Origin of the sequence: Streptomyces sp. 3330, assembly GCF_031456635.1 — a bacterium.
Classification (GTDB): domain Bacteria; phylum Actinomycetota; class Actinomycetes; order Streptomycetales; family Streptomycetaceae; genus Streptomyces.
The window spans coordinates 82,488-105,754 of record NZ_JAVDVA010000014.1; the positions used below are offsets into that span (position 1 = coordinate 82,488).

Below are 23,267 nucleotides of genomic sequence, written 5' to 3' on the forward strand. Positions count from 1 at the left end.
CCATAGGAACGCAGCGTCCGCTGCGGCAATCAACAGGAGAATCACCATGAACACCCGTATCCGCCGTGTCGCCATGACCGTGGCCGCTGCCGCCGTACTGCCGCTCGCGCTGAGCGCCTGCTCGGACGACGGCGGCGATGCGAGCAGCGCCGACTCCTCCGCCACGTCGTCGGCGGCGGCGACCGCCTCCGACGACGCCATGGCCGGCGCCGGCAGCACCGCCATGGCGGACCAGCCGTTCGGCCCCGCCTGTTCGTCGGTGCCCGCGAGCGGGGCAGGCTCCTTCGACGGGATGGCCCAGGACCCGGTGGCCACCGCCGCGTCCAACAACCCGGCCCTGTCCACGCTGGTGACCGCGGTGAAGAAGGCCGGCCTGGTCGACACCCTCAACAACGCCCAGAACATCACCGTGTTCGCCCCGACCAACGACGCCTTCGCCAAGATCCCCAAGGCCACCCTGGACAAGGTCCTCGCCGACAAGGCCCAGTTGACGAAGATCCTGACCTACCACGTGGTGGGCCAGAAGCTCGCCCCGAAGGACCTGGAGAACGGCTCCTTCGACACGCTGGAGAAGTCCAAGCTGACCACCTCGGGCTCGGGCGAGTCCTACACCGTCAACGACTCCGCGAAGGTGGTCTGCGGCAACGTCAAGACCGCCAACGCCAACGTCTACATCATCGACACCGTCCTGATGCCCGCCGGCTGACGGCACATCGGCCGCCGGGCGCCACGTGCGGCGCCCGGCGGCCGCCGTCGTCACGTACCGCCAGGCCCTCCCCACGGCACAGTGCGCACGGCCCGGTCCTTCCCGTACGACCGGCTGCACGGAGACGAGCAGGGGGCAGGCGCGGCAGGGAGCAGGCGCGGATGTGGCGACAGCCGGTCCGCGGCAGCCGGTCCGCGGGGGCCGCGTGGGAGCCTTGAGTACTGCGGCCGCCGTGGGTGCCGCGGCCGAGGCGCCGCGCCCGGCCCGCGGCCCCCGGGGGAGCTAGAGCACGGGGGACGCGTTCCCCGTGACCCCACCTTGCCCGCGATCCTGATCCTGATCCCGACCGTGACCGTGCGGCCCGGAGAGTTCGGCGGCGAACTGCGCCCCGGTCAGCAGGGCGAGGTTGGACAGCCACAGCCAGACGAGGAAGACGACGACGCCCGCGAGCGAGCCGTAGAGCCTGCTGTACGCGTTCAGGCCGGCGGCGTACCAGGCGAAGCCCGCGGAGACCAAGAGCCACAGCGCGGCCGCCAGCACGCCACCGGGCAGGATCCGCCCGCGCAGCCGGGCCGGGGCCGGGCCGGTGTGGAAGACGACCACGACCAGGAGGGCCACCAGGCACAGCAACAGCGGCCAGCGCAGCACGTTCCATGCCAAGGTCACCGTCGCGTCCACGCCGACCACCCGGCCCGCAGCCTCGGCGAGCGGACCCGTCAGCAACAGGACGAGGGAACCGGCGAGGAGCAGTCCCAGCAGAGCGAGGGCGGTCAGCAGGATGCGGGGCGCCTTGCGCCAGGGCGAACGCCGGTCCTCGACCCGGTGCATGTGGTGCAGGGCGCGGCGGAAGACCGCGAGATAGCTGGAGGCCGACCACAGCGCGCTGGCCGCTCCCGCCACCAGCAGCGGCCAGGCCGTACGGTCGGCGCCCAGCGCGCGGGACAGCACGGCGTGCAGGTCGGCGCCGGACTCGGCCGGGGCGTAGGCGGTGACATGCGTGACGAACCCCTCGGCCGTGTCCGGGCTGATGAGCCCGAACGCGAGGACGGTGACCATCATCGCGGGGAGCACGGCCAGGATCGCGTAGTACGTCAGCGCGGCCGCGTAGTCCGTGATGTCGTCGTTCCACAAGGACATCGGCGTACGCCGCAGCGCCGGCCACCAGGCGGCGGGCAGCCGGGGCCGGAGGGTGCGGTGGGTGCCGCCGGTGTACGGGTCAGCGGACACGGCACCTCCGGCAGGTCGGGGGGCCGGTGGGCGTGCGGAGGCGCGCGGGGGAGGGCGCGGCCGCGCCCTCGGCCACGCGCGCGATCATCCCTGCGAACGGTGTGCTCATGTCCCTGCACCTCTCCCCCGGATCCACCCCCGCACACCCGGTGCCGAGCCGCATCTCAGGAATCGGCGGGACGGATGATCTGCCACTCCTGGTCGTCGGTGTTGGAGCAGGTGAAGAGCGTGAGGTGGGCGCCGTTGCCGCCGGTGCTGTAGCCGGCGACGTCCAGGCACGCGTTGTTGCCGGCGTAGTTGCGGATCCAGTAGTTGCCGCTGTCCTGCTTGTCGAGCCACCACAGCTGGTTGTCGGCGGTGGTCCCGGCGCAGGCGTACTCGAGGATCGGCGACCTGATGGGCTTGGCGCCGTAGTCCGGCAGATCCACGCACAGCTGGTCCTCGACATTGCGGATCTGGAAGAGCGCCGAGCCGCCGGGCCCCAGCTTCGGGTACTTCACCTCCAGGTTCCACCGCTGGTCGGGGGCGCTGTCCTCGTCGCAGGTGGCCTGCACCACCCGGCCCGCGGAATCGGTGTCGCCGTCGGCGGGGAGGGCGGCGCACATCTTGGTGGTCGGGTTGCGCAGCATGATGCGGGACGCGGGCAGCACGCTCGGGGTCTTCTTCTTCACCGGTGGCGACGCCGTCCCGCCGCCCCCGCCGTCCTGCGCCGGGGCCGACGCGGCGGGCGGGGCCGCCGACTCGACTGCCGGGGCCGACACCGCGGGTGCCGAAGGCGGCGCCTGGGGTGCCGACGGGGAGGGCGACAGCGTGCTGACGGCGACCTCCTGCAACTCCCGGGCGGTGCTCGTGACCTGCGGTTTGTAGGCGATCCACAGCATCACGAGGGCGATCGTGAGTGCCAGGAGGACGCCGAACATCCTGGTGAGCCAGCCGGGCATGAAACTCCGCTGCACATAGGTGCCCTCGACGGTGAGGGGCGTCACCCCCGACCGCTTCACCGCGAGGGCGTACGGCCGCTCCGTCCTGGACCCGAACCAGATGATCTGCCGAGGCTTCAGCGTGGCCTTCACGAACGCGGCGCGACCGGGCTCGATCTGGAAGTTGCTCGGTCGGATGTCGTACGACAGCTGGTCCCCGTTGTCGCTGCCGCTCAGGGACCCGGTCAGCTTGGTGTTGCCGAGGTTGTCGACGGCCAGCTTCGGCCGCCCCCGGAAACGGCCCTTCACCGTCGGGGGGACGAGCTCGGCCCGCACCTCCGTGAAGGGGGCGATGGTCAGATTCCCCTCGGGGACCGTCGTCGCCTCCGGATGCTCGGTCGGGGTGATCCGGATCGCGTACGGGTTCGGGCCGGCCGTCGCGTCGGGCGTGCGCGGCGGCGCGAACGTCAGCTCCACGGTCCCCGTCGTCCCCGGGAACAGCCGCAGGGAGGCGGGTTCCACCGTGGTCCAGGGCGCGAGGCCGCCGACGGGTTCGAAGCGGTACTCGTCGACCACGTCGCCGGTGTTGCGCAGCCGCAGCCGCACGGTCGTACTGCCACCGGGATCCACGGTGGCCGAGGAGGGTTCGAGGGAAGTCCAAATGCTCACTGCTCGACGCTACGGGGGCGAACACCGTCCGTCAGGAGCCGTGGGGGCAGTCGGAGCTGCCCCGACGGGCACCGGCGATCCCGGAAGCACCCAGGTGAGAGGGGCCTCGAAGCGGTGCGTCCGGCAGACCCTGCGTCGATGCGGCCCACCCGGCCGGCAGGGCCTCGCGTTCGCGGGGCACGGGCAGGGGAGCGGCGGCAGGCCGTGCGGCGACGACGGACCCCGGAAGCGGCGTCTCTCTCCCACGTGGTGCACCGGATCGAACGGCCGGAACCGCCGGACAGCGGTCGGGCGGTGCGGTCGGGTCGCGCGGTCGGGCCGTGCGGTCGGGCCGTGCGGTCAGGCGGTGCGGCAGAACACCGCCTGACCGGCGGGCGCCCCGGCGCGCACCACCGGCACGGGCACGGGCAGCGTCTGCCCCGTGCTGTCGGCGGACGCGACCTGCGAGCGGTTGCGTGCGAAGACGACGAGACGCAGCACCGCGAACCGTGCGGCCCCGGCGAGTGCGGAGGCGGACAAGTAGACGACCTGCTCGAGCATCGTGCCGGGCGCGGCGACCAGTTGCTGCAGGACGAGCATCGCCAGGCAGGTCCCCGCGTACGCGGCCGCCGCGGAACCGGCCGACTGCGCATGCTGACGCCAGGTCGCGCGCTCGCCCGTACCGAAGGTGAAGCGGGCGTGCAGCTCGGTGGCGAGGAGCGTGGAAGCCACGGTGATCAGGGCGTTGGCCAAAGCCCAGGGGATCCACGAGCCGAGGGCCGCCACGGCGAAGCTGGAAGCGATCCCTGTTCCGCCGCCGCAGAGGACGAAGCGGGCGAAGGTACCGAAGGCGCCGGGTGGCGTCTGTCGCAGGCCTTGCGCTGTATCCATGATCCGCCCCCCGGGATCGCTCCTTCGTGAAACGCGCGACTCTCGACCTCGGTGGAGGCCGCGAGCTTGCTGTTTCCTAATACGGAAACGCTACGTTGCATTCACTTGCTGAGCAACAAGTTAATCGCTCGATATGCGCGTATCGGCAGCTAGATGCGCGAAAATCGTTGCAATGACCGATCGTTAACGCAACGAATCCGCCTCCGGATCGTTGCAATGGATTAGCGGTGAACGCTATGCGGTCGGACGAGGCCCTTGGACCCGCGAGCACGGTGACCACCGGCCCGGGCACCGCCCCGCGACCCATGACGGCGGACCCGCGACGCCCGACGGGCGGGGCTGCTTCGGGACGCCGCTGTCAGTGCCGGATGACACCATCCGGCCATGAGCGACGAGTCTTTCCACTGGCACGTCTTCCTGAGGCGTTGGCAGGAGGAGTGGGTCCCGCGCGAGGACGAGGGCGAGGCCCCGGGTGCGGATGACGGCGACGAGGACGTTGCCGGTGACGGCGGCGAAGGCGGGCGGACCGTCGCCCATCCGGGCAGGCCCGGAGCGCGGGAGTCGGCGATCGCGGCCGCCGAGGAGCGGCTGGGGCGGCGACAGCCGCCTTCCTACCGGGAGTTCCTGGCCGTGAGCGACGGATGGCACGTGGAGCAGGCGGCCGGGATCTACGAGCTCGGCGGTGTCGCGGACATCGGCTGGTTCGGCGATCCGTACGACATGACTCCGCTGTACGAGCAGAACCTGGACGACAAGTCGCGCCCCGAGGACGTCCTGCTGGCCGGGATGTGGAAGCGGGCGCTGCGGCTGGAGACGGACTCCGACATGTCGCACGCCCTGCTCGACCCTGGCGACACCGACCGGGACGGCGAATGGGCGCTCTACGTCCACCAAGGCTGGAGCGGTGAATTCCCGCACCGTTACCCGTCGTTCCGCGCCTACATGGAGGCCATGTACCGCGGCTTCCACGCCGACCGGGCCGCGAGACCCGACTTCGTCAACGCGACCACACGCGCACAGGACGCCCACGTGCGGGAGGCCCGCCTGCTGGCTCTGCGCGGACGGCACGAAGAGGCCCTGCGCCTGCTCGAGGAGGCACTGTCTTTCGGTCGGCCGAACAGCGCCGTCCTGCTGAACCAGCTCCGGCATCTGCTGGCCCCGTGCACTCCCCGGGATCACGGCAACCTGTCGGCCGACCCGCGCTACCTGCCGGAGATTCTGCCGGTGGAGGCCATGGAGCCGGCGCGCGGCGCATGGCGGCTGGGCGGGGACGATCACTGGCTCGGCATGATGACCGCCCGAGGCGTCGCCCGGGAGGACGCCGAGGCCGTACTGGGAGCGGTGCGGGACGGCACCCACCGTTACGCGCCTCCCGGCCCCTGGGGCGAGGCCGTCGCCGCGGCCCGGGACGCGGCTCGCTGGGGCGCGACCGACGCGGGGTGGCGGGTGCTGCGGGACGCCCTCCCGCTGTGGGAGGCGCCCGGGCCCTCACTGATCGCCCCGATCGGCCTGCTCGCCGATCCGGTCCTGGGTCCGCTGATCACGCCGGAGCGCGGACGGGAGATCCTTGCGACGCCGCGGTCCGGAGAAGCGGGGTCCGCTCCCGAGCCGGTGCCCGATCTCGACCCGCCGGGCCTCACCTGGCTGACGGAGCCTGCGGCGAACCGGCGTCCGTTCGACGGATACCGCTGTGTCTGGGTGGAGGGGATCGACCCTGCCGGCCTGCCCGCTCTGATAGGCGAGGAGGGCGCCGAACCGAGCGCGCCCGCAAACCCGCGCGAAGCCTTCTGGCGCGCACCCAAGCAGCCCCATGAGCGCGAGGACGTGGAACTCTGGGAGGACCGGGCCCTGGTGGCCGTCGGCCGCACCGCCGAAGCGTGGGCCTTCGCTTTCGACGGCCGATCCCACCACTTGGGCCCGCTGTTCGTTTCCCCGGCTTCGGCCGCCTCCTCGGCCGGCCGCGCGGTGGTGGTGTGGTGCGACCCGAGGCATGCGTCCCGGGGCGAGCGCAGGGCCGCGTTCCACCTGTCGGTGGCCGAACAGGGCCAGGAGCGCTACGCGTTCACGGCGCGGGGTACGGAGATCCAGCGCTCCGGCGCGATTCCCGAGGCGTTGGACCCCGCGCGGCTGTTCTCTCCGCAGGACACGGATCCCGACTGCGAACGGCTGCTGCTGCAGGCCCTGCACACCGAACTCGGCCTGTCGCTGCCCCGCTTCGCCCTGACCCAGGGGCGGCTCCCCACCTTCACGACCCGCTCCTGGACCCGGGCCCCACGCGAGGGCGAGGGATTCGCCTACGCCTACATCAGCTTGGGACACCCCGGGCCCTGACGCCCGCGTGCCTTCATACGTGAACTCGCGTGAACCCGCCTGAACGCGCCAGTGAACGGTGTCGATTCGGGCGGGCCCGGGGACGGAAAGCGGCCCGCGGGTGGACGGCGGGCCCGCCGCAGCCGACCGCTCATGGCCGCCCCACTCAGGCTGATCGCGGGACCTCCGGTCCCCCCGGTCAGGACCTGCGGGACCCGGGGGACCCAGGGGACCCACGTGATCGCCCTGGCGGAGCCGAGCGGCTCCGCCAGGGCAGATGGACGTCACGGCCTTCCGTGCGTTCCCGCCCCCACCTCGCCTTCCGGCGGCGGTCGCCGGGCGTGCCGAGCGGCGGTTGCGGCCGTCGGCAGGGGAGGGCGGGTCGGCCGGGTCAGCGGGTGTAGGTGGTCCGCTGTTCCTTCAGGGAGCCGCAGTTGGAGCCGGTCACCTGGACGTAGGTGTTGGCGATGCCGCCGCCCCAGTCGACGCAGTGGCCCTTGCCGATGACGTAGGACGGCCCTGCGTACGAGGTGTAGCGCCCGTAGTCGTCGTCGCCCTCGTTGGTGTCGGGGACGTAGATCCAGGCGGACATGTCCACTGCGGCGCCGGGGTTGTTGCGGATGGTGACGACGCAGTTGTTGCCGTTGGTGGAGTTGTAGGCGAGGTAGACGGTGCCCAACGAGCCGACGGGCGCGGAGTTCACGGTCTTGTAGCCGCTTCCGCAGACCTTCTGCGGGGTGGTGTTGGGTACGGCGGAGGCGGGTGCCGCCAGAGCGGTGGTGGCCCCCACCGCCAGAGCGGCCAGCGCGGCGGCGCCCAGGATGGAATGAGTGAAGCGCATATTTCCCCCTTGTGTGCTTAGGAGTTGGTTGCTCCTGCCTTATGTGACGGGCTGACCCTTCGGATGGTTGTGCCGGAGTTACTGGTGTTTTCAGTCATAACTCGCGTCGCGATTGGCCGAGTTGGAACGCAACCGGTGACGAATGAGCGATGCGTGCCAGGTAGGCGGGTACGGCTCTACGGTCGAGGCGGGGGATGAGGGGACCGCCGGTGCCGTGCGGGCAGCGAGGCGGGCGCGAGCACGGTGTTCATCGACCCGCCCGAAAGCGCTGGATCGGCGAGAGCCTGGGCGCGTCCGAGCATGATGAGATGCGGCGTCGTGCTTGTGTGGCTGACAGCCGCGTCCCATAACCTCGTAGGTGGAGACGTCGGATGCCAAGGACTTTCCGTGTGAGGAGGCGATGGTGCTCGGTAGGGGCATGCGTGTGTTCACCGGCGCCCTGATCGTGACCTGCGTAGTGCTCGTGGGCTCCAGAGCGCCGAGCGGGCCCCCCTCCGGCACGTCGGTGCCCGCCGAAGCCGCCGGGGACGTCGTTCCGAACCGCGTCATGACGTGGAACATCTGCAACCCCTGCGAGGAGAGCAGCGTCGACCAGGCGGCGGAGATCGCCGCGTACGCACCCCAGGTCATCGGCCTGCAGGAGGCGTGCGTGCGGGACGTCGAGAAGATCCGGGACGATCTGGAGAGTCGCCACGGGCTCGTCTACCACGTCGAGTACGGGACGGTTCTTCAGAGTTGGGGCCGTTGCGGGGGAGTGCCGTGGAATCCCGGGGCCTACGGTGAGGCGATTCTCTCGGCGGCACCCATGACGGACCCCGTCAGCGTGGAGTATCCCGACGGCGGATCCGAGGACCGCGGGTACATGGCGGTCACCACCACCGTGGGCGGCGAACGCCTGCGCGTCTTCAACACGCACCTCGCCGAACGACGTCAAGAAGACGTCCGGGCCGACCAGACCCGCGTACTCGCCGCTGAGATCACCCGGCACAAGCGCGCGATCGTTCTCGGCGACTTCAACGCCGTGCCGACGGCTTCCGAACTCTCCCGGATATGGAAACTGGCAGCGGACGTGGACCCCCGGTGCGGTCCCTCGCTCATCGACGCGTGCAAGCCGACCACCGACTGGCAGAGCAAGTTCGACTACATCTTCCTGCGAGGCATCGTCCCGCTCGAGCACCGGGTGCATCCGAGCCGTTACTCGGACCACCACCTTCTGCAGGCAGACCTGGACACCACATAGACGGACGTCCCGGCCGGCCCGATTGGTGTGCCGCGCCTTGGAGCCGACGATCCGCGCTGCCGGCGGAGGACACAGGAATCCTGGGGGTTCTGCCGGAAGGCAAGGCGCGGTGGTGTGAAGAGATGGGTTTGGGGGCGTTCGGGTGGTTCGCCTCCCGTCCTGCAACTGCCGACCGGGCCGGACCACTCCTGGACACCAAGTGAACGCCCATGGCTGGAGGTTGTATGCAGGAGTGGAAGTACTCTCCGACCGCTGTGACCGTGCCTGAGTTGATCCTGGACCCCTACCGCGTCGGCTTCGACGCGCAGACGACCCTGAGCGGCACGGAATCCGGAGAGCAGTGGGGGGACGAGGACTGGCGCGTGCCGCCCCAGGGACGCGCGGCCGAGGAGCCGTGGCCTGCTCCCGAGCCGAGCCGGTCGCTGCCCTCGGCGATCGCCCCGGCCGACCTGCGCCGCCTGGAACTGCACGCGGCGCTGATCCGAGCGGGAGTCGCCCCCGCGCCAGGGGACCTGCACGCCGTGGAGGCGTTGAGCACCCTCGACGACACCGTCAACGAGGCCGTCCGACGCTGGATCGCCGCCCCCTGAACGGCGGGCACCGCCGAGGGGTTCCGATCGGTCTCCCGGCACCGCCCACCCACTACGACGCCCGCCGGGGGCTTGCCGGGCCCCCGACATAGGGCAATTCCCAGATCCCGACGACGGTCGACTGCAGGTGTGTCTGCAGCGGCCACTGGCCCGGCGGCATGGCACCGGTCGACGTGATGGCCCAGCCGTACGACGCCGAGTACGCCCTCCGCCAAGGGTTGTCAGTGCTGCCGGGTACCCTCGACTGGTTGTCAGCGCGGCCCGACGGGCTTCCGCTCCACCCTGGTGGAGTTTCGAAGGACACGCCCCCACCCGCACGAGTCTCTTCGTGCTGCCCGGGGGAAGTCCTTGTTGTTCCGCGCGTCCGCGAAAACGGTCGCCGTCATGGCGCTCGACGGTTCACTGTTCCTGCACCTCACCGACAATTTCGTCCACATGCACGGCTACCGGCCCGGTACCTCGGAGGTGCGCTCCTGGGAGCGCAGCATCCCCGTGCTCGCCGCCGCGCTCCACGACGCGGGCCTGGGCGATGTGGAGGTCATGCTGGAGTACGCGCTTCCGCTGAACAGCAAGCGCGCCGACGTCGTCCTCGCCGGTATCCATCCGGTCACGGGGGAGCCGTCGTATGTCGTGGTGGAACTGAAGCAGTGGAGCCAAGCCCTTCCCCACGAGGACGACCCCACCCTCTGCCATGTCGACGCCTACGCCCACCCGGTCCTCAACCCGATCGAGCAGGTACGCCGCTACTGCGAGTACCTCGTCAACTTCAACGGTGCGGTGGCCGACCACGGCCACCGGGTCAACGGGGTGGCGTTCCTGCACAACGCCACCGAGTTCGGTGTGACCGGGCTGAGGGAGATCGAGCGTGATGGCCACGGCCTGCTCTTCACCGGGGAGCGCCGGGGCGCCTTTCTCGATCATCTCCGTTCGAGGCTGAGCGACGAGCGCCCGGGGGCCGAGGCGGCGGACGAACTGTGCGCGGGGGTCGCCGTACCGTCGAAGCAGTTGATGTCCGTCGCCGCCGAAGAAGTGCGGGAACGCACGCAGTTCGTGCTTCTCGACGAGCAGCAGGTCGCGTACCGGATGGTGCTCAACGCGGTACAGAAGGCGAAGAACGCCGACCGCAAGGAAGTCGTCATCGTCACAGGAGGCCCCGGCACCGGTAAGAGCGTGATCGCCCTCCAGCTCCTCGGAGAGCTGTATCGCCGCGGCGTACCGGCACTGCACGCCACCGGCTCCCAGTCCTTCACCAAGACGATGCGGAAGATCGCCGGGGCCCGCAAACGGGAAGTCCAGGATCTCTTCAAGTACTTCAACAGCTTCATGAACGCCGAGAAGAACAGCCTGGGCGCTCTCATCTGCGACGAGGCCCACCGCATCCGGGAGACCTCGGCCAACCGCTACACCCGCGCCGAGCACCGGACCGGCAGGGCCCAGGTGGACGAACTCCTGGACGTCGCCTATGTGCCCGTCTTCTTCCTCGACGAGCACCAGGTCGTGCGTCCCGGTGAGATGGGCACCGTCGCCGAGATCAAGGAGGCCGCGGCGAAGCGGGACATCCCGTGCCACGTCGTCCCCCTGGACAGCCAGTTCCGCTGCGGTGGCAGTGACGCCTACCTGCGCTGGGTGGTCCGACTCCTCGGTCTGGAGCCCGGTGGACCGGTCGCCTGGGAGCCCGACGGCCGCATGCAGCTGCGGGTGGCCGAGAGCCCTCGGGAGATGGAGGCGTTCCTGGAGGCGAGGCGAGCCCAGGGCTACGGCGCGCGCATGTCCGCCGGTTACTGCTGGCGCTGGTCGCCGGAGCCGAGGCCCGGCGAGCCGCTGCCGCCCGACGTCGTCATCGGCGACTGGGCCCGCCCCTGGAACCTGCGCGGCGACCGCTCCGTCTCCGGAGCGCCTCCGGCTGCCCTGTGGGCCACCGACCCGGCCGGCTTCGGCCAGGTCGGGTGCGTCTACACCGCCCAGGGCTTCGAGTACGACTGGTCCGGCGTCATCATCGGCCCCGATCTGCTGTGGCGCGGTGACCGCTGGGTCACCGACCGCAAGGCTTCCAAGGATCCGGTGTTCAGGCGTTCCACCTCCGACGCCGACGTGGACCGTCTGATCCGCAACACCTACAAGGTGCTGCTGACCCGGGGCATGGTCGGCACGGTCGTCTGCTCGACCGACTCGGAGACGCGGGCGAAACTGGTGGAACTCGCCGGCGGTTCAGCGCGGGAGTCGGCTCGGGTACAGGCCTGACAGGGGACTGCGCGGCGGGAGAAGTTGCCGGGCGTGTGCTCGGTCGCCGTAGCGGGCGGCGTCGGTCGACTCAGCTCGTAGGGAATGTGGATTTTCGGTGATCCGAAGGTGTTTTGTGCGGTTGACTTCGTCCGTCCCCGCACTGCGCTTCGCCCCGATGTCGGCTGGCAGGCATCGGGGACCCCGCGGTCACCTTCGAAGTGGAGAATCCTCATGAGCATCTACACCGACCCGCTCGTCGACGGTGCAACCCCGATGAGCGAGTACGAGGGGCAGGTGTGGGACACGCTCAACGAGCACTGGCAGCGACGCAACAACCGCCGTGGTCTGCCGAATTGGGCGAGTACCGCGCTCGGTCGTACCGGTGAGGCCGCGGGAAACGCGGCGAGACGGGTCACTGAGGCGGTGCCGGAGGCGGTCGCGGAACCGATCCGTCGCGCAGGCGACGCTGTCGCCGACAAGGCCATGCGACCGGCGCTCGCAGGCGCGGCGGCGATGCTCGAGCTGGTCAACGACTGGGCCATGGAACTCAACGACCCGAAGAACGTCGAGAATCTCGCCCGCAAGCAAGGCTTCGGCCTCGACAGCTTCACCGAACTGAGGCAGCAGGACCTCAAGGTCTGCGACAGGCTGCTGTCCCGCAACACCTTGAGGTGGCGCACCGCCGGCGCGTTCGAGGGCGGTGCCATGGGCCTGCTGGCGATGGTTCCCGTCGCCGGTATCCCTGTCGCGATGACAGCGGACATCCTCGTCGTCCAGGTCCTGAGCACGTCGATCGCGTCGCGCATCGCGTACTCCTACGGCTACGACGCCAAAGACCCCAAGGAACTGGACTTCATCCAACGCCTGGTACAGCGGTCATTCATGGCGCAGGCGGCCAAGGCCAAGCCGTTGCGTGAGACGGCACGAGCGGCGAACGCGGTCAAAGGGCGCGTGAACTGGTCACAGAAGCTCCGTCAGGACCACCGCCTCCTGGCCGCCCTCGAGAAGCTGATGCAGCAGCTGGGCCCGGCCGGCTCCAGGGTGCCGGTGAAGAACGTCGCCAAGGTCGTGCCGTTCGTGGGCGTCCTCATCGGCGCCGGGATGAATTCCGCGGTCCTCGGCAGAGTGGCCGCCGACGCCCAGCGGTACAGCCAGACCCGATTCCTGTGCGACAAGTACGGGCTGCCGCTGCCGGCCGCACTGGCGACCGACCGGGACGAGGACCTTTCGACGGACGCCCCGTGAGCGATGGCCAGCGGCTCCACCATGCAGCCTCCGCGGGTCCCCTCCTGCGGACGGACTGGTGCACTCCGGCGTCGGACGACTGCCGTCCGGCATCGCCGCCGCCGGAGACCCCGAGTGAACCGGCACCTCTCCATGAGCGAAACGGGGGATGCGGCGACCCGGACGATCGCGGAGCGCATGCCGTCGGCGACCGCGTGAGTCGGGTGATCCTGACGACGGTGGACCCTGCCTTGCGGCAAGGCCCGGCGTCTCCGGGCGACCGGCTCACAGCGGATCGCCGACGAGTACCACTTCGGAGCGAGCCGTCGCGATCGCCAGCAGTTCCGTGGCGCTGCGGCTGCCGTCGACCGGAACGGGCGAGTTCATCAGCCGGACGGCAGCGTCGGTCGGCATCGCGGGCGGAATGACGAGCAAGCTTCGGAACCCTTCGAGATAGGAGCAGAGCACGATCACGTTCTTCTCCTGACCGGACGTCAACCACCCTGCGGTGACGGAGTGCCCACGGACGGAGATCCGGTGCGGGAGGTCCGGCCACGGCTCGATCCCCAGAAGGACCCTGGTGATGACGCCCACCCCGTCCATAGCTACCACCAGAACGGCCAGTTCGTCGACGAGACGGTAGGAGTACGGCCACCACGCGCCGTCGCATCCGCCCAGGACGGCTTGGTACGGCGCCAGCGAAAGCCGGACCGGCGGCGACGAGGGGGAGAGACTCCTCGCGTTCGTCGCGGATTGATCAGCAGTCGGTTCCATGAGGTGAACCCGCCTCCGGGCATGGTCCACCGGCCCGGCATCGCTGTTCGCCGAAAACGGCGTCGGCACGGAACCGGCGCACGTCATGCCCTCGGTGACTGCAGCCTACTCCCCACGAACTCCGTCCCTGTCGGGTCAGCACGTCACCACGGAACGCCCGCCCCGCACCGGGCGGAAGCCTGCGGACGTGGGAATGTCCCTGGCCAGGGGCTGCGAGGGCCGGGCCAGGGACACGCAGACGCCTGTCTCCCCGGACAAGGCTGCGCCGCCCCGGGCCGTGTCCAGGGCGTCCAGCGGGTCGCGGTGCGCAGATTCCGGCCCGGCGGCGGTCGTACGCCATTTCCCCAGAGGTCCCCCCGCCCCCGAGGGGCCTCGTCGGCCCGCACGTGCAGCCGACCTCATCTGCGACGCGACCCCATTCCTGGACGCGACGGCGTCGGTGGCGTACGGCGCCGCGGCGATCGTCCTCGTCCTGGCTGCCCTTCTGCGCGAGGCCTGGGGTCCACCCGGCCGGTGACCCCGGCCGTCGCCGCGCCGCCGCCGGCGGTGCCTGTCGCCTCGTACCGGCAGTCGTTCGGCGCGTTCGTTCGCCCACGGGTCGACGGTCGCAGAGGAGCCGCCCGGCCGTGATGCGTGGCCGGGCAGCCCCTCTGCGAGTACGACGGTCACACGGTCTCGGGCACGCCGTTCGGTGCGGGGGCGGGTATCGGCTTGGTGAGGTCGGTGGGCAGCGCCTGGGTGGCGGCCGATGCCGTCTCCCGGGCGAGGAAGGCGCCGAGTTCGCCGATGGTGCTCATGAGGGGGGCGGGGAAGACGACCGTGCTGTTCTTGTCCACGGCGATCTCCACCAGGCTCTGCAGGTTGCGCAGCTGGAGGGCCAGCGGGTGGGCCATCATGGTGTCGGAGGCTTCGCCGAGCGCGGCGGCGGCCAGGGACTCGCCCTGCGCGTTGATGATCTTCGCTCGCTTCTCCCGCTCGGCCTCGGCCTGGCGGGCCATCGCCCGCTTCATGCTGTCGGGCAGTTGGATGTCCTTGAGTTCGACCAGGGTGACCTCCACGCCCCATTCGACGGTGGCGACGTCGAGGATCTCGCGGATGTCGAGGTTGATGCGGTCGGTCTCGGAGAGCGTCTCGTCGAGGGTGTGCTGCCCGACGACCTTGCGCAGGGTGGTCTGGGCGATCTGGTTGATGGCCGCGTTCACGTTCTCGACCGCGATGACCGACTTCACCGCGTCGACCACCCGGAAATAGGCGACCGCCGACACGTCCACGCTCACGTTGTCCCGGGTGATGATGCCCTGGGACTGGATGGGCATGGTGACGATCCGCAGCGACACCCGGTGCAGGACGTCGACGAAGGGGATGATGAGCCGCAGCCCCGGATTCCGGGTGCCCGCCAGGCGGCCGAATCGGAACAGCACTCCCTGCTCGTACTGCTTGACGATTTTCACGGCCATCGCCAGCACCACGGCGACAAGAACCGCGACGACGACCAGGATGAAGATCATGACTCCCATGTGCTGCTCCTCAGGAGGAGGACCACGTCGTTGCCGCGCGAGGTCCCGGGGACGGGGATGGAGCGGCGGTGCGTGAGCCGCGGGGCGCCGGCACGCTGTCCATGCGCCTGGGCCGCCGTGAGAGCCGCGCTGTCACTTCGAGCGGGGGGCGCGGGTCGCGGTACCGGTCGCGGACCCGCCGTACGCCCAGCATCCCTCGTCGCGCGCGGCTGCCGCTTGGGCCGAACGGCCCCGGTGTGCCGCCGGCCGTTCGGGGGCTCCGCCGTTGCCGGCCGGGGGGGGGGGGAGGAACGGTCCACTCCAGGGGGGGTGCCGCTGATGGCTGCCCAGGTGATGACAGACGCCGCGTGCGGGATGAGCCGTGAGGGGGTGCGCGCGTGAGCTGCCGTGACCGCTCACAGATTGACGCTCACCGTGGAGGTTCCCAAGCTGGAGGAGGGGCTTGTGGAAGGGACCACGGCCGTGAGCAGTGGACAGAGTGATCTCCCCGGGCTGCTGACGGCCGCGGAGACGGCGGCACCCGTGGGTGCCGTCGATGTGGTCGCCGAGCACTTGCGGCGGCGTTTCGAGGCCACGAAGATCTCTTTTCTCATCGTCGACCTGACGGGAAAGACGGTCGTGCGGCTGTCCACCGCAGGGGCGGTCGACGGCGGGCGGGAAGCGGAGCGGATTCCCCTGTTCGGCAGCGCCTACGAGGAGGTGGTCTGCACCCAGCGGCTGTACCAGGAGGCGAGCAGCCAGGGACAGCGGGTGATCGTGCCCGTCACCAACCGGGGAGACGCGATCGGGCTGCTGGAGGTGCTTCTGCCGGCCGACGCCGGTGAGGACGTCCTCGAAGGGGTCAAGGAAGCAGCCCACGCCCTGGCCTACATAGTGATCGCCAACGGACGTTTCACCGACCTGTACACCTGGGGCAAACGCTCCCGTCCCCCCACGCTGGCAGCGGAGATCCAGTACCAGTTGCTGCCCCCGTCACTGTCGTGCGAGGCCGCGCAGTTCACCCTGTGCGGGAGCATGGAGCCCTCCGAAGACCTCAGCGGCGACACCTTCGACTTCACCGTGGACCGCGACACCCTGCACGTGTCGGTGACCGACCCCATGGGCCACGACATCGCCGCCGCGCTGGCTGCCACGGTCCTGGTGGCCGCCCTGCGCGGCGCCCGTCGCACGGGAGCCGGTCTGGCCGAACAGGCCCACCGGGCCGACCAGGCCCTGGCCGATCACGGCCAGGGACACGCCACCGGGCAGCTGCTGCGCGTCAACCTCACCACCGGGCGGGCCCAGCTGGTCAACGCCGGCCATCCCTGGCCGCTGCGCGTGCGTGAGGGGACCGCGGAGGAGGTCGTCTGCCTGGTGGACCAACCCTTCGGGCTGTCCGAGTCCGCGCGCCACTCCTACCGCGTTCAGGACGTCGATCTGCGCCCCGGTGACCGTCTGCTCATGCTCACCGACGGCATGCTCGAACGTCATGGGGGGACGGTCGACCTGCCTGCCCTGCTGGAGCGGACCCGGCACCTCCACCCGCGCGAGACGGCGCTGACGTTGACGTCCGCCGTCCGTGAGGCTGCAGGCGGCCGGCTCGAAGACGATGCCACCGTGATGTGCCTGGACTGGCACGGCCCGCAGGAGACCGAGCGGCACGTGAACTCCGGCGCGGACATCCGGCAGGCGTCGGCCGGCCGTACGAAGCCGTGGCCATGAGCCGTCTTGCCCGTCGGCGCATGGTTCGGGGGATTCCCGACCACCTCGCCCGGACCGGGACGGTCCTCCGTGCCTGCCCCCAGGTGACGGCTTCCCGCCGGCTTGCTCTCCGCGGATCGCGGAGGCGGGAAGTCTGTTTGCCCCAGCACACGTTGTCGTGGAAGGTCTTCGAGCCGGAGACATGCCGATGTAGGTCGAGCGTCGACCGGCTGATGGCCAAAGGGGCCGTGTTCCGTGCACCGGAGCGATGCCGATGCCCGACAGTTTGGTGGTGCGTGGGCAGACGTCGTCCGTGTGCAGAGAGGTTTCCCGCATATCTGATAGCTCGTCAGGTAAGACAGCATCCGGTCAGCATGGGTCCCCGCGCGTTCTGGGGCGATCGTCCCCAACAGATGCCTGAGCGAAGGGGGGAGCCCAGGTAGGGAGCCGTCTCGCCTGACCGGAGCGATGTTCCTCACAAATATCTCACGGGGGTGTCGGTGTAAGGTCGGGACCGCCCTTGACCCGCACGAAGCAGGCAGGGAGCCGTCAAACAGGAGTCCAAAGTGCTGCGTACTCTGTTCAAGTCCAAGATCCACCGTGCCACCGTCACCCAGGCCGACCTGCACTACGTGGGATCGGTGACCATCGACGCCGACCTGCTGGACGCGGCCGATCTGCTGCCGGGGGAGCTCGTCCACATCGTCGACATCACCAACGGGGCGCGGCTCGAGACGTACGTCATCGAGGGGGAGCGCGGCTCGGGTGTCGTCGGCATCAACGGGGCCGCCGCCCATCTCGTGCACCCCGGTGATCTGGTGATCATCATCAGTTACGCTCAGGTGACCGACGCCGAGGCGCGGGTCCTGGAGCCGCGGGTCGTGCACGTGGACCGTGACAACCGGATCGTGGCCCTCGGAGCGGACCCGTCGGAGCCGGTACCGGGCTCCGACCAGGAGCGCAGCCCGCAAGCCGTGTCGGTCTGACCGCAGCAGCCAGCGCACGTAGCGCACCGCACCGGGAGTGCCCATGAGCGACATCGAGATCCGCGACGACCGGGCGGCGGGCCGCCTCGAGGCACTCGGCGACGGCGGTGAAGTCGTGGGCCGCATCGAGTACTTCGTCCTGGAGTCGCCCGCGCCCGCCCTGGTGCCGGTGCACACCATCGTGGAGCCGGCCCACGAGGGCAAGGGCATCGCCGGGTCGCTGGCCCGGGAGCTGTACGCCACCTCCGCGCGCGAGGGCGTCCCCGTGGCGCCGCTGTGCCCGTACGTCGTGAAGTGGGCCGAGCGTCACCCCGACGAGGCCCCGGCCGCCGACCCCGAGTTGCTGCGCGCCGCGAAGGACTGGCTGCGCGCGCACCCGGGCCGCTTCTGAGCGACGGGCCCGCGGGTGAGCGACGTTCCCCGCGGGCGGCTCGTCGACGGGGCGCGGCCGGACGGGCCCACCCGGGTGAGTGGCCGCGGCCGCCCCGGGTACGCGGGGGATGAGTCCAGAGCCAAGCCCCGCAACTGGCCGGAGGACAGCATGACGAACCCGTACGCCGACCCCGTCCATCCCGACCCTGTCCACCCCGACCCCGTTCAGCCGGACCCCGTTCAGCCCGGACCGCCGCCGAGCCCGGTACCGGGGCCCCCGGAGCCGTTCCCCAGCCCCGTGCCCGTACCCGAGCCGCCGCCGGGGCCGGACCCGACGCCACCGCCGCGGCCCGGCCCGCCCCCGGGCCCCGCGCCGTCCCCGATCCCGCCGGGCCCTGAACCGGTCCCGAGCCCGGAACCGGGTCCGCCGCTGACCTGACGGGCGCCGGTGGGCGACGGGAGACCGCCGCCCACCGGGACGCCGCTCGCGGTATCCGGAGCGATGCTGGTCGCGGTATCCACCGGGATGCTCATCCAGACGGCCACCGCGGCACCCCCCGGGATGCTTCCCTGGACGCCCACCCGCGCCGCGCCCTTCAGGCCCCCCGGCAGCCTCATCCGGATGCCCACCGCGGCACCCCCTGGAACGCTCCCCCCGACGCCCGCCGCGGCGCGCCCTTCAGGCCCCCCGGCAGCCTCATCCGGATGCCCACCGCGGCGCCCCCCCCCCGGGGATACTCCCCCGGACGCCCGCCGTGCCGCGCCCCTCCTGCCCCCGCGGGGACTACCCCTCCGTCTCCGAGCGGTCGCCGCCCCAGAGGGTGTGGAAGGCGCCTTCGCGGTCCACCCGGCGGTAGGTGTGCGCTCCGAAGAAGTCCCGCTGTCCCTGTGTGAGGGCCGCCGGCAGCCGTTCCGCGCGCAGGGCGTCGTAGTACGCGAGGGCCGCCGCGAAGCCGGGCGTCGGAACGCCCTGGAGGGTCGCGGACACCAGCACCTCACGCCACGGGTCCTGTGCCGCCGTGATCTCCGAGGCGAAGGTCTCGTCGGACAGCAGGCTCGGCAGATCGGCCCGGTTGTCGTAGGCGGCGCGGATCCGGTCGAGGAAGGCCGCGCGGATGATGCAGCCACCTCGCCAGATCGAGGAGACGGCGCCGAGGTCGATGTCCCAGCCGTACTCCTCGCTGCCCGCGGCGATCTCGTGGAAGCCCTGGGTGTAGGACACGATCTTCGAGGCGTACAGCGCCTGCTCCACCCGGTCGGCGAAGGCCTGGGCCTCCGCCTTGCCCAGCGCGGACGCCGTCGGTCCCGCCAGGTCGCGGGAGGCCTCGCGCAGCTTCGCGTGCCCCGACAGCGAGCGGGCGAAGACGGCCTCGGCGATGCCCGACACCGGAACGCCCAGGTCGAGCGCGATCTGGACGGTCCAGCGGCCGGTGCCCTTCTGTTCCGCCTGGTCGACCACCACGTCCACGAAGGGCCGGCCCGTCGCCGCGTCCACGTGGGACAGCACCTCGGCGGTGATCTCGATCAGGTAGGAGTCGAGGCGGCCGGTGTTCCAGGTGCGGAAGATGTCCGCGATCTGGGCGGGCTCGTAGCCGGCCACATCGCGCAGCAACTGGTAGGCCTCGCCGATCAGTTGCATGTCGGCGTACTCGATGCCGTTGTGGACCATCTTCACGAAGTGGCCGGCGCCGTCCGGGCCGATGTGCGTGACGCAGGGCGCCCCGTCCGACGCCTTCGCCGAGATCTTCTCCAGCATCGGACCCAGCGACTCGTACGACTCCGGGGAGCCGCCCGGCATGATGCTCGGGCCGTGCAGCGCGCCCTCCTCGCCGCCGGAGATGCCCGCGCCGACGAAGTGGATGTCCTGCTCGCGCAGTTCGCGCTCGCGGCGGCGGGTGTCGGCGAAGTGCGCGTTGCCGCCGTCGATGATCATGTCGCCGGGTTCGAGCAGCGGGGCGAACTCCCGGATCACCGCGTCGGTCGGCTCACCGGCCTTCACCATGATCACCAGGCGGCGGGGCCGCTCCAGCGCCGCCACGAACTCCTTGGCGGTCTCGGCGGCGATGAACTCGCCCTCGTGGCCGAACTCCTCGACCAGGGCGTGGGTGCGCGCCGCCGTGCGGTTGTGCAGCGCGACCGTGTAGCCGTTGCGTGCGAAGTTGCGGGCGAGATTGCGGCCCATGACCGCGAGTCCCGTGACGCCGATCTGAGCTGAAGTGCTCATACGGTTGGCTCCTCCAGGGGTGTGCCCGTGCATTCGGTCAGTCGTCCTCGGACCATCTTGACGGGTCGGGCGGCCGTATTCCCGTCCGGGGCGTCCGGTGTCCGCCCGCGCGTCGGAGCGGCCGGTTGTCGCCTTGTCATGGCCTGTTCGCCGCCCTTACTTTTGCCCCTCCTGACGCATGTCGAGGGGGATCTCCATGGCCGTACGCGGCCGGCACCGCCGGTATCAGCCGAACAGGATCAACCGGGCCTCACTCACCGTCACGGCGGGTGGTGCCGGTATGGCGCTGCCGCTGATCGGCACCGGAACGGCCCAGGCGGCCGACGTGGACACCTGGAACAAGGTCGCCGCGTGCGAATCGACCAACGACTGGAACATCAACACCGGCAACGGTTACTACGGCGGACTCCAGTTCACGCAGTCCACCTGGGAGGCCTACGGCGGCACGCGGTACGCGCCCCGTGCGGATCTGGCCACCAAGGACCAGCAGATCGCCGTGGCCGAGAAGGTGCTGGACGGGCAGGGGCCGGGCGCCTGGCCGGTCTGCTCGGTGCGGGCCGGACTGAGCCGGGGCGGCGACGCCCCCGACATCCACCCGAACGGCACGTCGGCGAAGTCCTCCGGGTCGTCGTCCCGGCCGTCCTCGCAGGCGGCCCCCAAGACGGCCAAGACGTCGAAGACGTCCCTGGACGACGTACGGCCGCAGAGCACGCCCCAGTCCCGCGCCGGTACCGCGGAGATGTACACCGTGGTCCGCGGCGACACGCTCTCCGGCATCGCGGACGCCGAGGAGGTCAAGGGCGGCTGGCGCGGGCTCTACGCGGCCAACCGGACGACCATCGGCGGCGACCCCGACCTGATCCTGCCGGGTCAGCGGCTCAGTCTCGACGGCCGGGCGGGCGGCGGGACCAAGGCCCCGGGCGCCACCGGGCCCCGGACCCAGCAGCCGAAGACCTCCACGGGCGCCAAGGAGAGCAAACCGGCCAAGAGCACCAAGAAGAAGGACACCGACGGCAAGGCCACGACCGGCCATTCCCTCGTGTCGCCCGTCAGCGCCTCCACCGGGACGCCGTACCACGCGACGGGCTCGTCCTGGTCGAAGGGCTACCACACCGGCGTCGACTTCCCCGTGCCCACCGGCACCACGGTGAAGGCGGTCAAGTCCGGCGAGGTGGTGAGCGCGGGCTGGGCCGGTTCCTTCGGGTACCAGGTGATCATCCGGCACGCCGACGGCCGTTACTCGCAGTACGCCCACCTGTCGGCGATCTCCGTACGGGACGGGCAGTCGGTGGGCGGCGGGCAGCGCATCGGGCGCTCCGGCTCCACCGGCAACAGCACGGGCCCGCATCTGCACTTCGAGGTGCGGACCGGGCCCGGATTCGGGACGGACGTCGACCCGGTGGCGTACCTCCGGGCCGGCGGCGTCAGGATTTGACACGCTCCCGATGCCGGTCCACGACCGGCATCGGGACGTACAGACCTCCGTACAGCGGGGTGTAGAACGACGGAGGCACGTCCCCGCCGGGCGGGTCCTCCTCGCGGCGTTCCTCGCCGTCGACCGCGCTCGGCGTCCGGACCGGCCGTTCCTCCCGCGGCTCGGCCTCCCGGGCCCGCGCCGACCGCACGGCGTCCAGGAGCCGCAGCTCCTCCAGCGCCGCTTCCGCGAGCCGCAGGTCCTCCAGTTCCGCCTCCGCCGGTCGCACGTCCTCCGCCGGAGAGGCGCTCGGCTGCCCGGGGAGCGGGACGCCGTCCGTCGCACCGCCGGTCCTCCCCGTCACCGGGGCTGTGGCCGAGGCCTCCGCCGTGCCGCCGTCCGCCGGGATCCGCGCGGCCGGTAGAGCAGCCGCCGCCGTCTCGGGTCGAGCACCCTGAAGACGCTCCGTCGTGAGCAGGATGAGTCCGCCCGCCGCCACCACGCCGCAGCTCAGGGCGAGCACGGTGCCCGTGGTGCCGTGGCGGAAGGTCTCGCCGAACATCGTGATGCCCACCGCGGCCGCCACCACCGGGTTGACCACCGTGAGGGTGGCCAGCGGGGCCGCGAGGCCCGCGCCCCGGTAGGAGGCCTGCGACAGCAGCATGCCGGACGTGGCGAGCACGCCGATCACAGCCAGCGACGGGACGTCGGCCGTCGAGACGCCGCCGGTCCAGTCGACCGCGACGGTCTTGGTGAACACCGACGACATGCCGAACGCGATGCCCGACGCGGTCGCCAGCAGCATGCTGCGGACCGCCGGGTGCCGGTGGGCGGCCCGCCCGGCCACCATGAGGGTCACGACCGCGGCCGCGGTGATCACGGCCACGCTGACCCGCTGCGGGGTGCTCAGGGACTGCGCGTCGGCGGCCCCCACCAGGGAGAGCAGACCGGCGAGACCGACCGTCGCCATGATCGCGCCCCGCCAGGCCGTCGCCCCGGCCCTGCGGCCGACGAACAGCGCGGCCATGGGCAGGGCGAAGACGATGGTCAGCGCGCCCAGCGGCTGGACCAGGCTGAGGGGACCGTAGGCGAGCGCCACCACGTGCAGGAGTCCGCCGAGACCGTTCAGCGCCACCGCGGCCCACCAGCCCGGACGCCGCAGCGGGGCGTACTCCTCGTGGGGCGAGGACAGCGCGACCTGCTCCTGCACGATCGCTCCCGCCGCGTACGCGACAGCGGAGACGAGCGACAGGACCACGGACAACGCGAGGGCGCTCATGAGCAGCTCCTCTGCGTGAGGCGGGGGCGCTGGGCCCGGCGCGGCGAACGGTCGGCTTCCATAACCAACACGATGCCTTGTCGATCTGTTCCCGTCGTCGTACCTAAGCACGCAATAAGTCCTACTACCGATGGAGTACGGAAGGCCCGCCGTCCTCCCTCAGGCGGGTGACGGACCAGGGATCCCCCTGAGCACGGCCCC

At 71.0% G+C, this 23,267-nt stretch carries 18 protein-coding genes; 10 read left to right on the forward strand and 8 right to left on the reverse strand.

Features of this window, described 5'->3' with window-relative positions:
- The first annotated feature begins 46 nt into the window (after positions 1-46).
- On the forward strand, positions 47-706 hold the full coding sequence (locus J2X68_RS23260; protein ID WP_310434479.1) for a fasciclin domain-containing protein: 660 nt from the start codon (positions 47-49) through the stop codon (positions 704-706).
- Positions 707-988: 282 nt separating this feature from the next.
- Here the strand turns inward: J2X68_RS23260 and J2X68_RS23265 are convergent, their stop codons facing one another.
- The 3 genes from J2X68_RS23265 to J2X68_RS23275 form a co-directional block, all read right to left on the reverse strand.
- Positions 989-1,933 carry a YihY/virulence factor BrkB family protein gene (locus J2X68_RS23265; protein WP_310434480.1) on the reverse strand — a complete coding sequence of 315 codons (945 nt, stop codon included), beginning with the start codon at positions 1,931-1,933 and terminating at the stop codon, positions 989-991.
- A 164-nt stretch (positions 1,934-2,097) separates the two neighbouring features.
- Positions 2,098-3,522 (reverse strand): RICIN domain-containing protein, encoded by a 1,425-nt coding sequence (locus J2X68_RS23270; RefSeq protein ID WP_310434481.1) that lies wholly within the window; start codon positions 3,520-3,522, stop codon positions 2,098-2,100.
- Positions 3,523-3,861: 339 nt separating this feature from the next.
- Entirely contained in the window at positions 3,862-4,392 is a 531-nt protein-coding gene (locus tag J2X68_RS23275; RefSeq protein WP_310434482.1) for a hypothetical protein, read from the reverse strand.
- A gap of 384 nt (positions 4,393-4,776) precedes the next feature.
- On the opposite strand from J2X68_RS23275, the gene J2X68_RS23280 reads away from it, so the two are divergent.
- On the forward strand, positions 4,777-6,723 hold the full coding sequence (locus J2X68_RS23280; protein ID WP_310434483.1) for an SMI1/KNR4 family protein: 1,947 nt from the start codon (positions 4,777-4,779) through the stop codon (positions 6,721-6,723).
- Between the two features lie 370 nt (positions 6,724-7,093).
- On the opposite strand, the gene J2X68_RS23285 is transcribed toward J2X68_RS23280, so the two are convergent.
- Positions 7,094-7,543, reverse strand: coding sequence for a spore-associated protein (locus J2X68_RS23285; protein ID WP_310434484.1), 450 nt, complete (start codon positions 7,541-7,543; stop codon positions 7,094-7,096).
- A 400-nt stretch (positions 7,544-7,943) separates the two neighbouring features.
- Between J2X68_RS23285 and J2X68_RS23290 the strand changes: the two genes are divergently transcribed.
- From J2X68_RS23290 to J2X68_RS23305, 4 genes are all read left to right on the forward strand, one after another.
- Positions 7,944-8,783 carry an endonuclease/exonuclease/phosphatase family protein gene (locus J2X68_RS23290; protein ID WP_310434485.1) on the forward strand — a complete coding sequence of 280 codons (840 nt, stop codon included), beginning with the start codon at positions 7,944-7,946 and terminating at the stop codon, positions 8,781-8,783.
- A gap of 260 nt (positions 8,784-9,043) precedes the next feature.
- Positions 9,044-9,373, forward strand: coding sequence for a hypothetical protein (locus tag J2X68_RS23295; RefSeq protein ID WP_310434486.1), 330 nt, complete (start codon positions 9,044-9,046; stop codon positions 9,371-9,373).
- Positions 9,374-9,721: 348 nt separating this feature from the next.
- Positions 9,722-11,614 carry a DUF2075 domain-containing protein gene (locus tag J2X68_RS23300; protein WP_310434487.1) on the forward strand — a complete coding sequence of 631 codons (1,893 nt, stop codon included), beginning with the start codon at positions 9,722-9,724 and terminating at the stop codon, positions 11,612-11,614.
- Positions 11,615-11,827: 213 nt separating this feature from the next.
- Positions 11,828-12,841: an EcsC family protein gene (locus tag J2X68_RS23305; protein ID WP_310434488.1), complete on the forward strand. Its 1,014-nt coding sequence runs from the start codon at positions 11,828-11,830 to the stop codon at positions 12,839-12,841.
- A gap of 264 nt (positions 12,842-13,105) precedes the next feature.
- Here J2X68_RS23305 and J2X68_RS23310 read toward each other — a convergent pair whose 3' ends face one another.
- Together J2X68_RS23310 and J2X68_RS23315 are read right to left on the reverse strand one after the other, a co-directional pair.
- Positions 13,106-13,594, reverse strand: coding sequence for a DUF5994 family protein (locus J2X68_RS23310; RefSeq protein ID WP_310434489.1), 489 nt, complete (start codon positions 13,592-13,594; stop codon positions 13,106-13,108).
- A gap of 665 nt (positions 13,595-14,259) precedes the next feature.
- Positions 14,260-15,111 (reverse strand): slipin family protein, encoded by an 852-nt coding sequence (locus tag J2X68_RS23315; protein ID WP_310434490.1) that lies wholly within the window; start codon positions 15,109-15,111, stop codon positions 14,260-14,262.
- 462 nt (positions 15,112-15,573) lie between these two features.
- On the opposite strand from J2X68_RS23315, the gene J2X68_RS23320 reads away from it, so the two are divergent.
- The 3 genes from J2X68_RS23320 (at position 15,574) to J2X68_RS23330 (ending at position 18,168) form a co-directional block, all read left to right on the forward strand.
- The gene (locus J2X68_RS23320; protein WP_310434491.1) at positions 15,574-16,812 is read left to right on the forward strand and encodes a PP2C family protein-serine/threonine phosphatase; all 1,239 of its coding nucleotides are present in this window, start codon (positions 15,574-15,576) and stop codon (positions 16,810-16,812) included.
- A gap of 545 nt (positions 16,813-17,357) precedes the next feature.
- Positions 17,358-17,777, forward strand: coding sequence for an aspartate 1-decarboxylase (panD, locus tag J2X68_RS23325; protein WP_310434492.1), 420 nt, complete (start codon positions 17,358-17,360; stop codon positions 17,775-17,777).
- A 43-nt stretch (positions 17,778-17,820) separates the two neighbouring features.
- Positions 17,821-18,168: a GNAT family N-acetyltransferase gene (locus tag J2X68_RS23330; protein ID WP_310434493.1), complete on the forward strand. Its 348-nt coding sequence runs from the start codon at positions 17,821-17,823 to the stop codon at positions 18,166-18,168.
- Positions 18,169-18,933: 765 nt separating this feature from the next.
- Here J2X68_RS23330 and gndA read toward each other — a convergent pair.
- Positions 18,934-20,373, reverse strand: a complete 1,440-nt coding sequence (gene gndA, locus J2X68_RS23335) for an NADP-dependent phosphogluconate dehydrogenase (RefSeq protein WP_310434494.1) — start codon at positions 20,371-20,373, stop codon at positions 18,934-18,936.
- Between the two features lie 196 nt (positions 20,374-20,569).
- Between gndA and J2X68_RS23340 the strand changes: the two genes are divergently transcribed.
- Positions 20,570-21,808 carry a transglycosylase family protein gene (locus J2X68_RS23340; protein ID WP_310434495.1) on the forward strand — a complete coding sequence of 413 codons (1,239 nt, stop codon included), beginning with the start codon at positions 20,570-20,572 and terminating at the stop codon, positions 21,806-21,808.
- Here the strand turns inward: J2X68_RS23340 and J2X68_RS23345 are convergent.
- A complete protein-coding gene (locus tag J2X68_RS23345) occupies positions 21,798-23,066 on the reverse strand; it encodes a DMT family transporter (protein WP_310434496.1) in 1,269 nt (422 codons plus the stop codon). The two genes, J2X68_RS23340 and J2X68_RS23345, sit on opposite strands and share 11 nt — an antisense overlap.
- Positions 23,067-23,267: the final 201 nt, after the last annotated feature.

Coding starts and splice junctions, on each gene's coding strand:
- J2X68_RS23260 (WP_310434479.1), top strand. CDS start 47: ATGAACACCCGTATCCGCCGTGTCGCCATGACCGTGGCCGCTGCCGCC.
- J2X68_RS23275 (WP_310434482.1), bottom strand. CDS start 4,392: ATGGATACAGCGCAAGGCCTGCGACAGACGCCACCCGGCGCCTTCGGT.
- J2X68_RS23280 (WP_310434483.1), top strand. CDS start 4,777: ATGAGCGACGAGTCTTTCCACTGGCACGTCTTCCTGAGGCGTTGGCAG.
- J2X68_RS23285 (WP_310434484.1), bottom strand. CDS start 7,543: ATGCGCTTCACTCATTCCATCCTGGGCGCCGCCGCGCTGGCCGCTCTG.
- J2X68_RS23290 (WP_310434485.1), top strand. CDS start 7,944: ATGGTGCTCGGTAGGGGCATGCGTGTGTTCACCGGCGCCCTGATCGTG.
- J2X68_RS23305 (WP_310434488.1), top strand. CDS start 11,828: ATGAGCATCTACACCGACCCGCTCGTCGACGGTGCAACCCCGATGAGC.
- J2X68_RS23310 (WP_310434489.1), bottom strand. CDS start 13,594: ATGGAACCGACTGCTGATCAATCCGCGACGAACGCGAGGAGTCTCTCC.
- J2X68_RS23315 (WP_310434490.1), bottom strand. CDS start 15,111: ATGGGAGTCATGATCTTCATCCTGGTCGTCGTCGCGGTTCTTGTCGCC.
- J2X68_RS23330 (WP_310434493.1), top strand. CDS start 17,821: ATGAGCGACATCGAGATCCGCGACGACCGGGCGGCGGGCCGCCTCGAG.
- gndA (WP_310434494.1), bottom strand. CDS start 20,373: ATGAGCACTTCAGCTCAGATCGGCGTCACGGGACTCGCGGTCATGGGC.
- J2X68_RS23340 (WP_310434495.1), top strand. CDS start 20,570: ATGGCCGTACGCGGCCGGCACCGCCGGTATCAGCCGAACAGGATCAAC.
- J2X68_RS23345 (WP_310434496.1), bottom strand. CDS start 23,066: ATGAGCGCCCTCGCGTTGTCCGTGGTCCTGTCGCTCGTCTCCGCTGTC.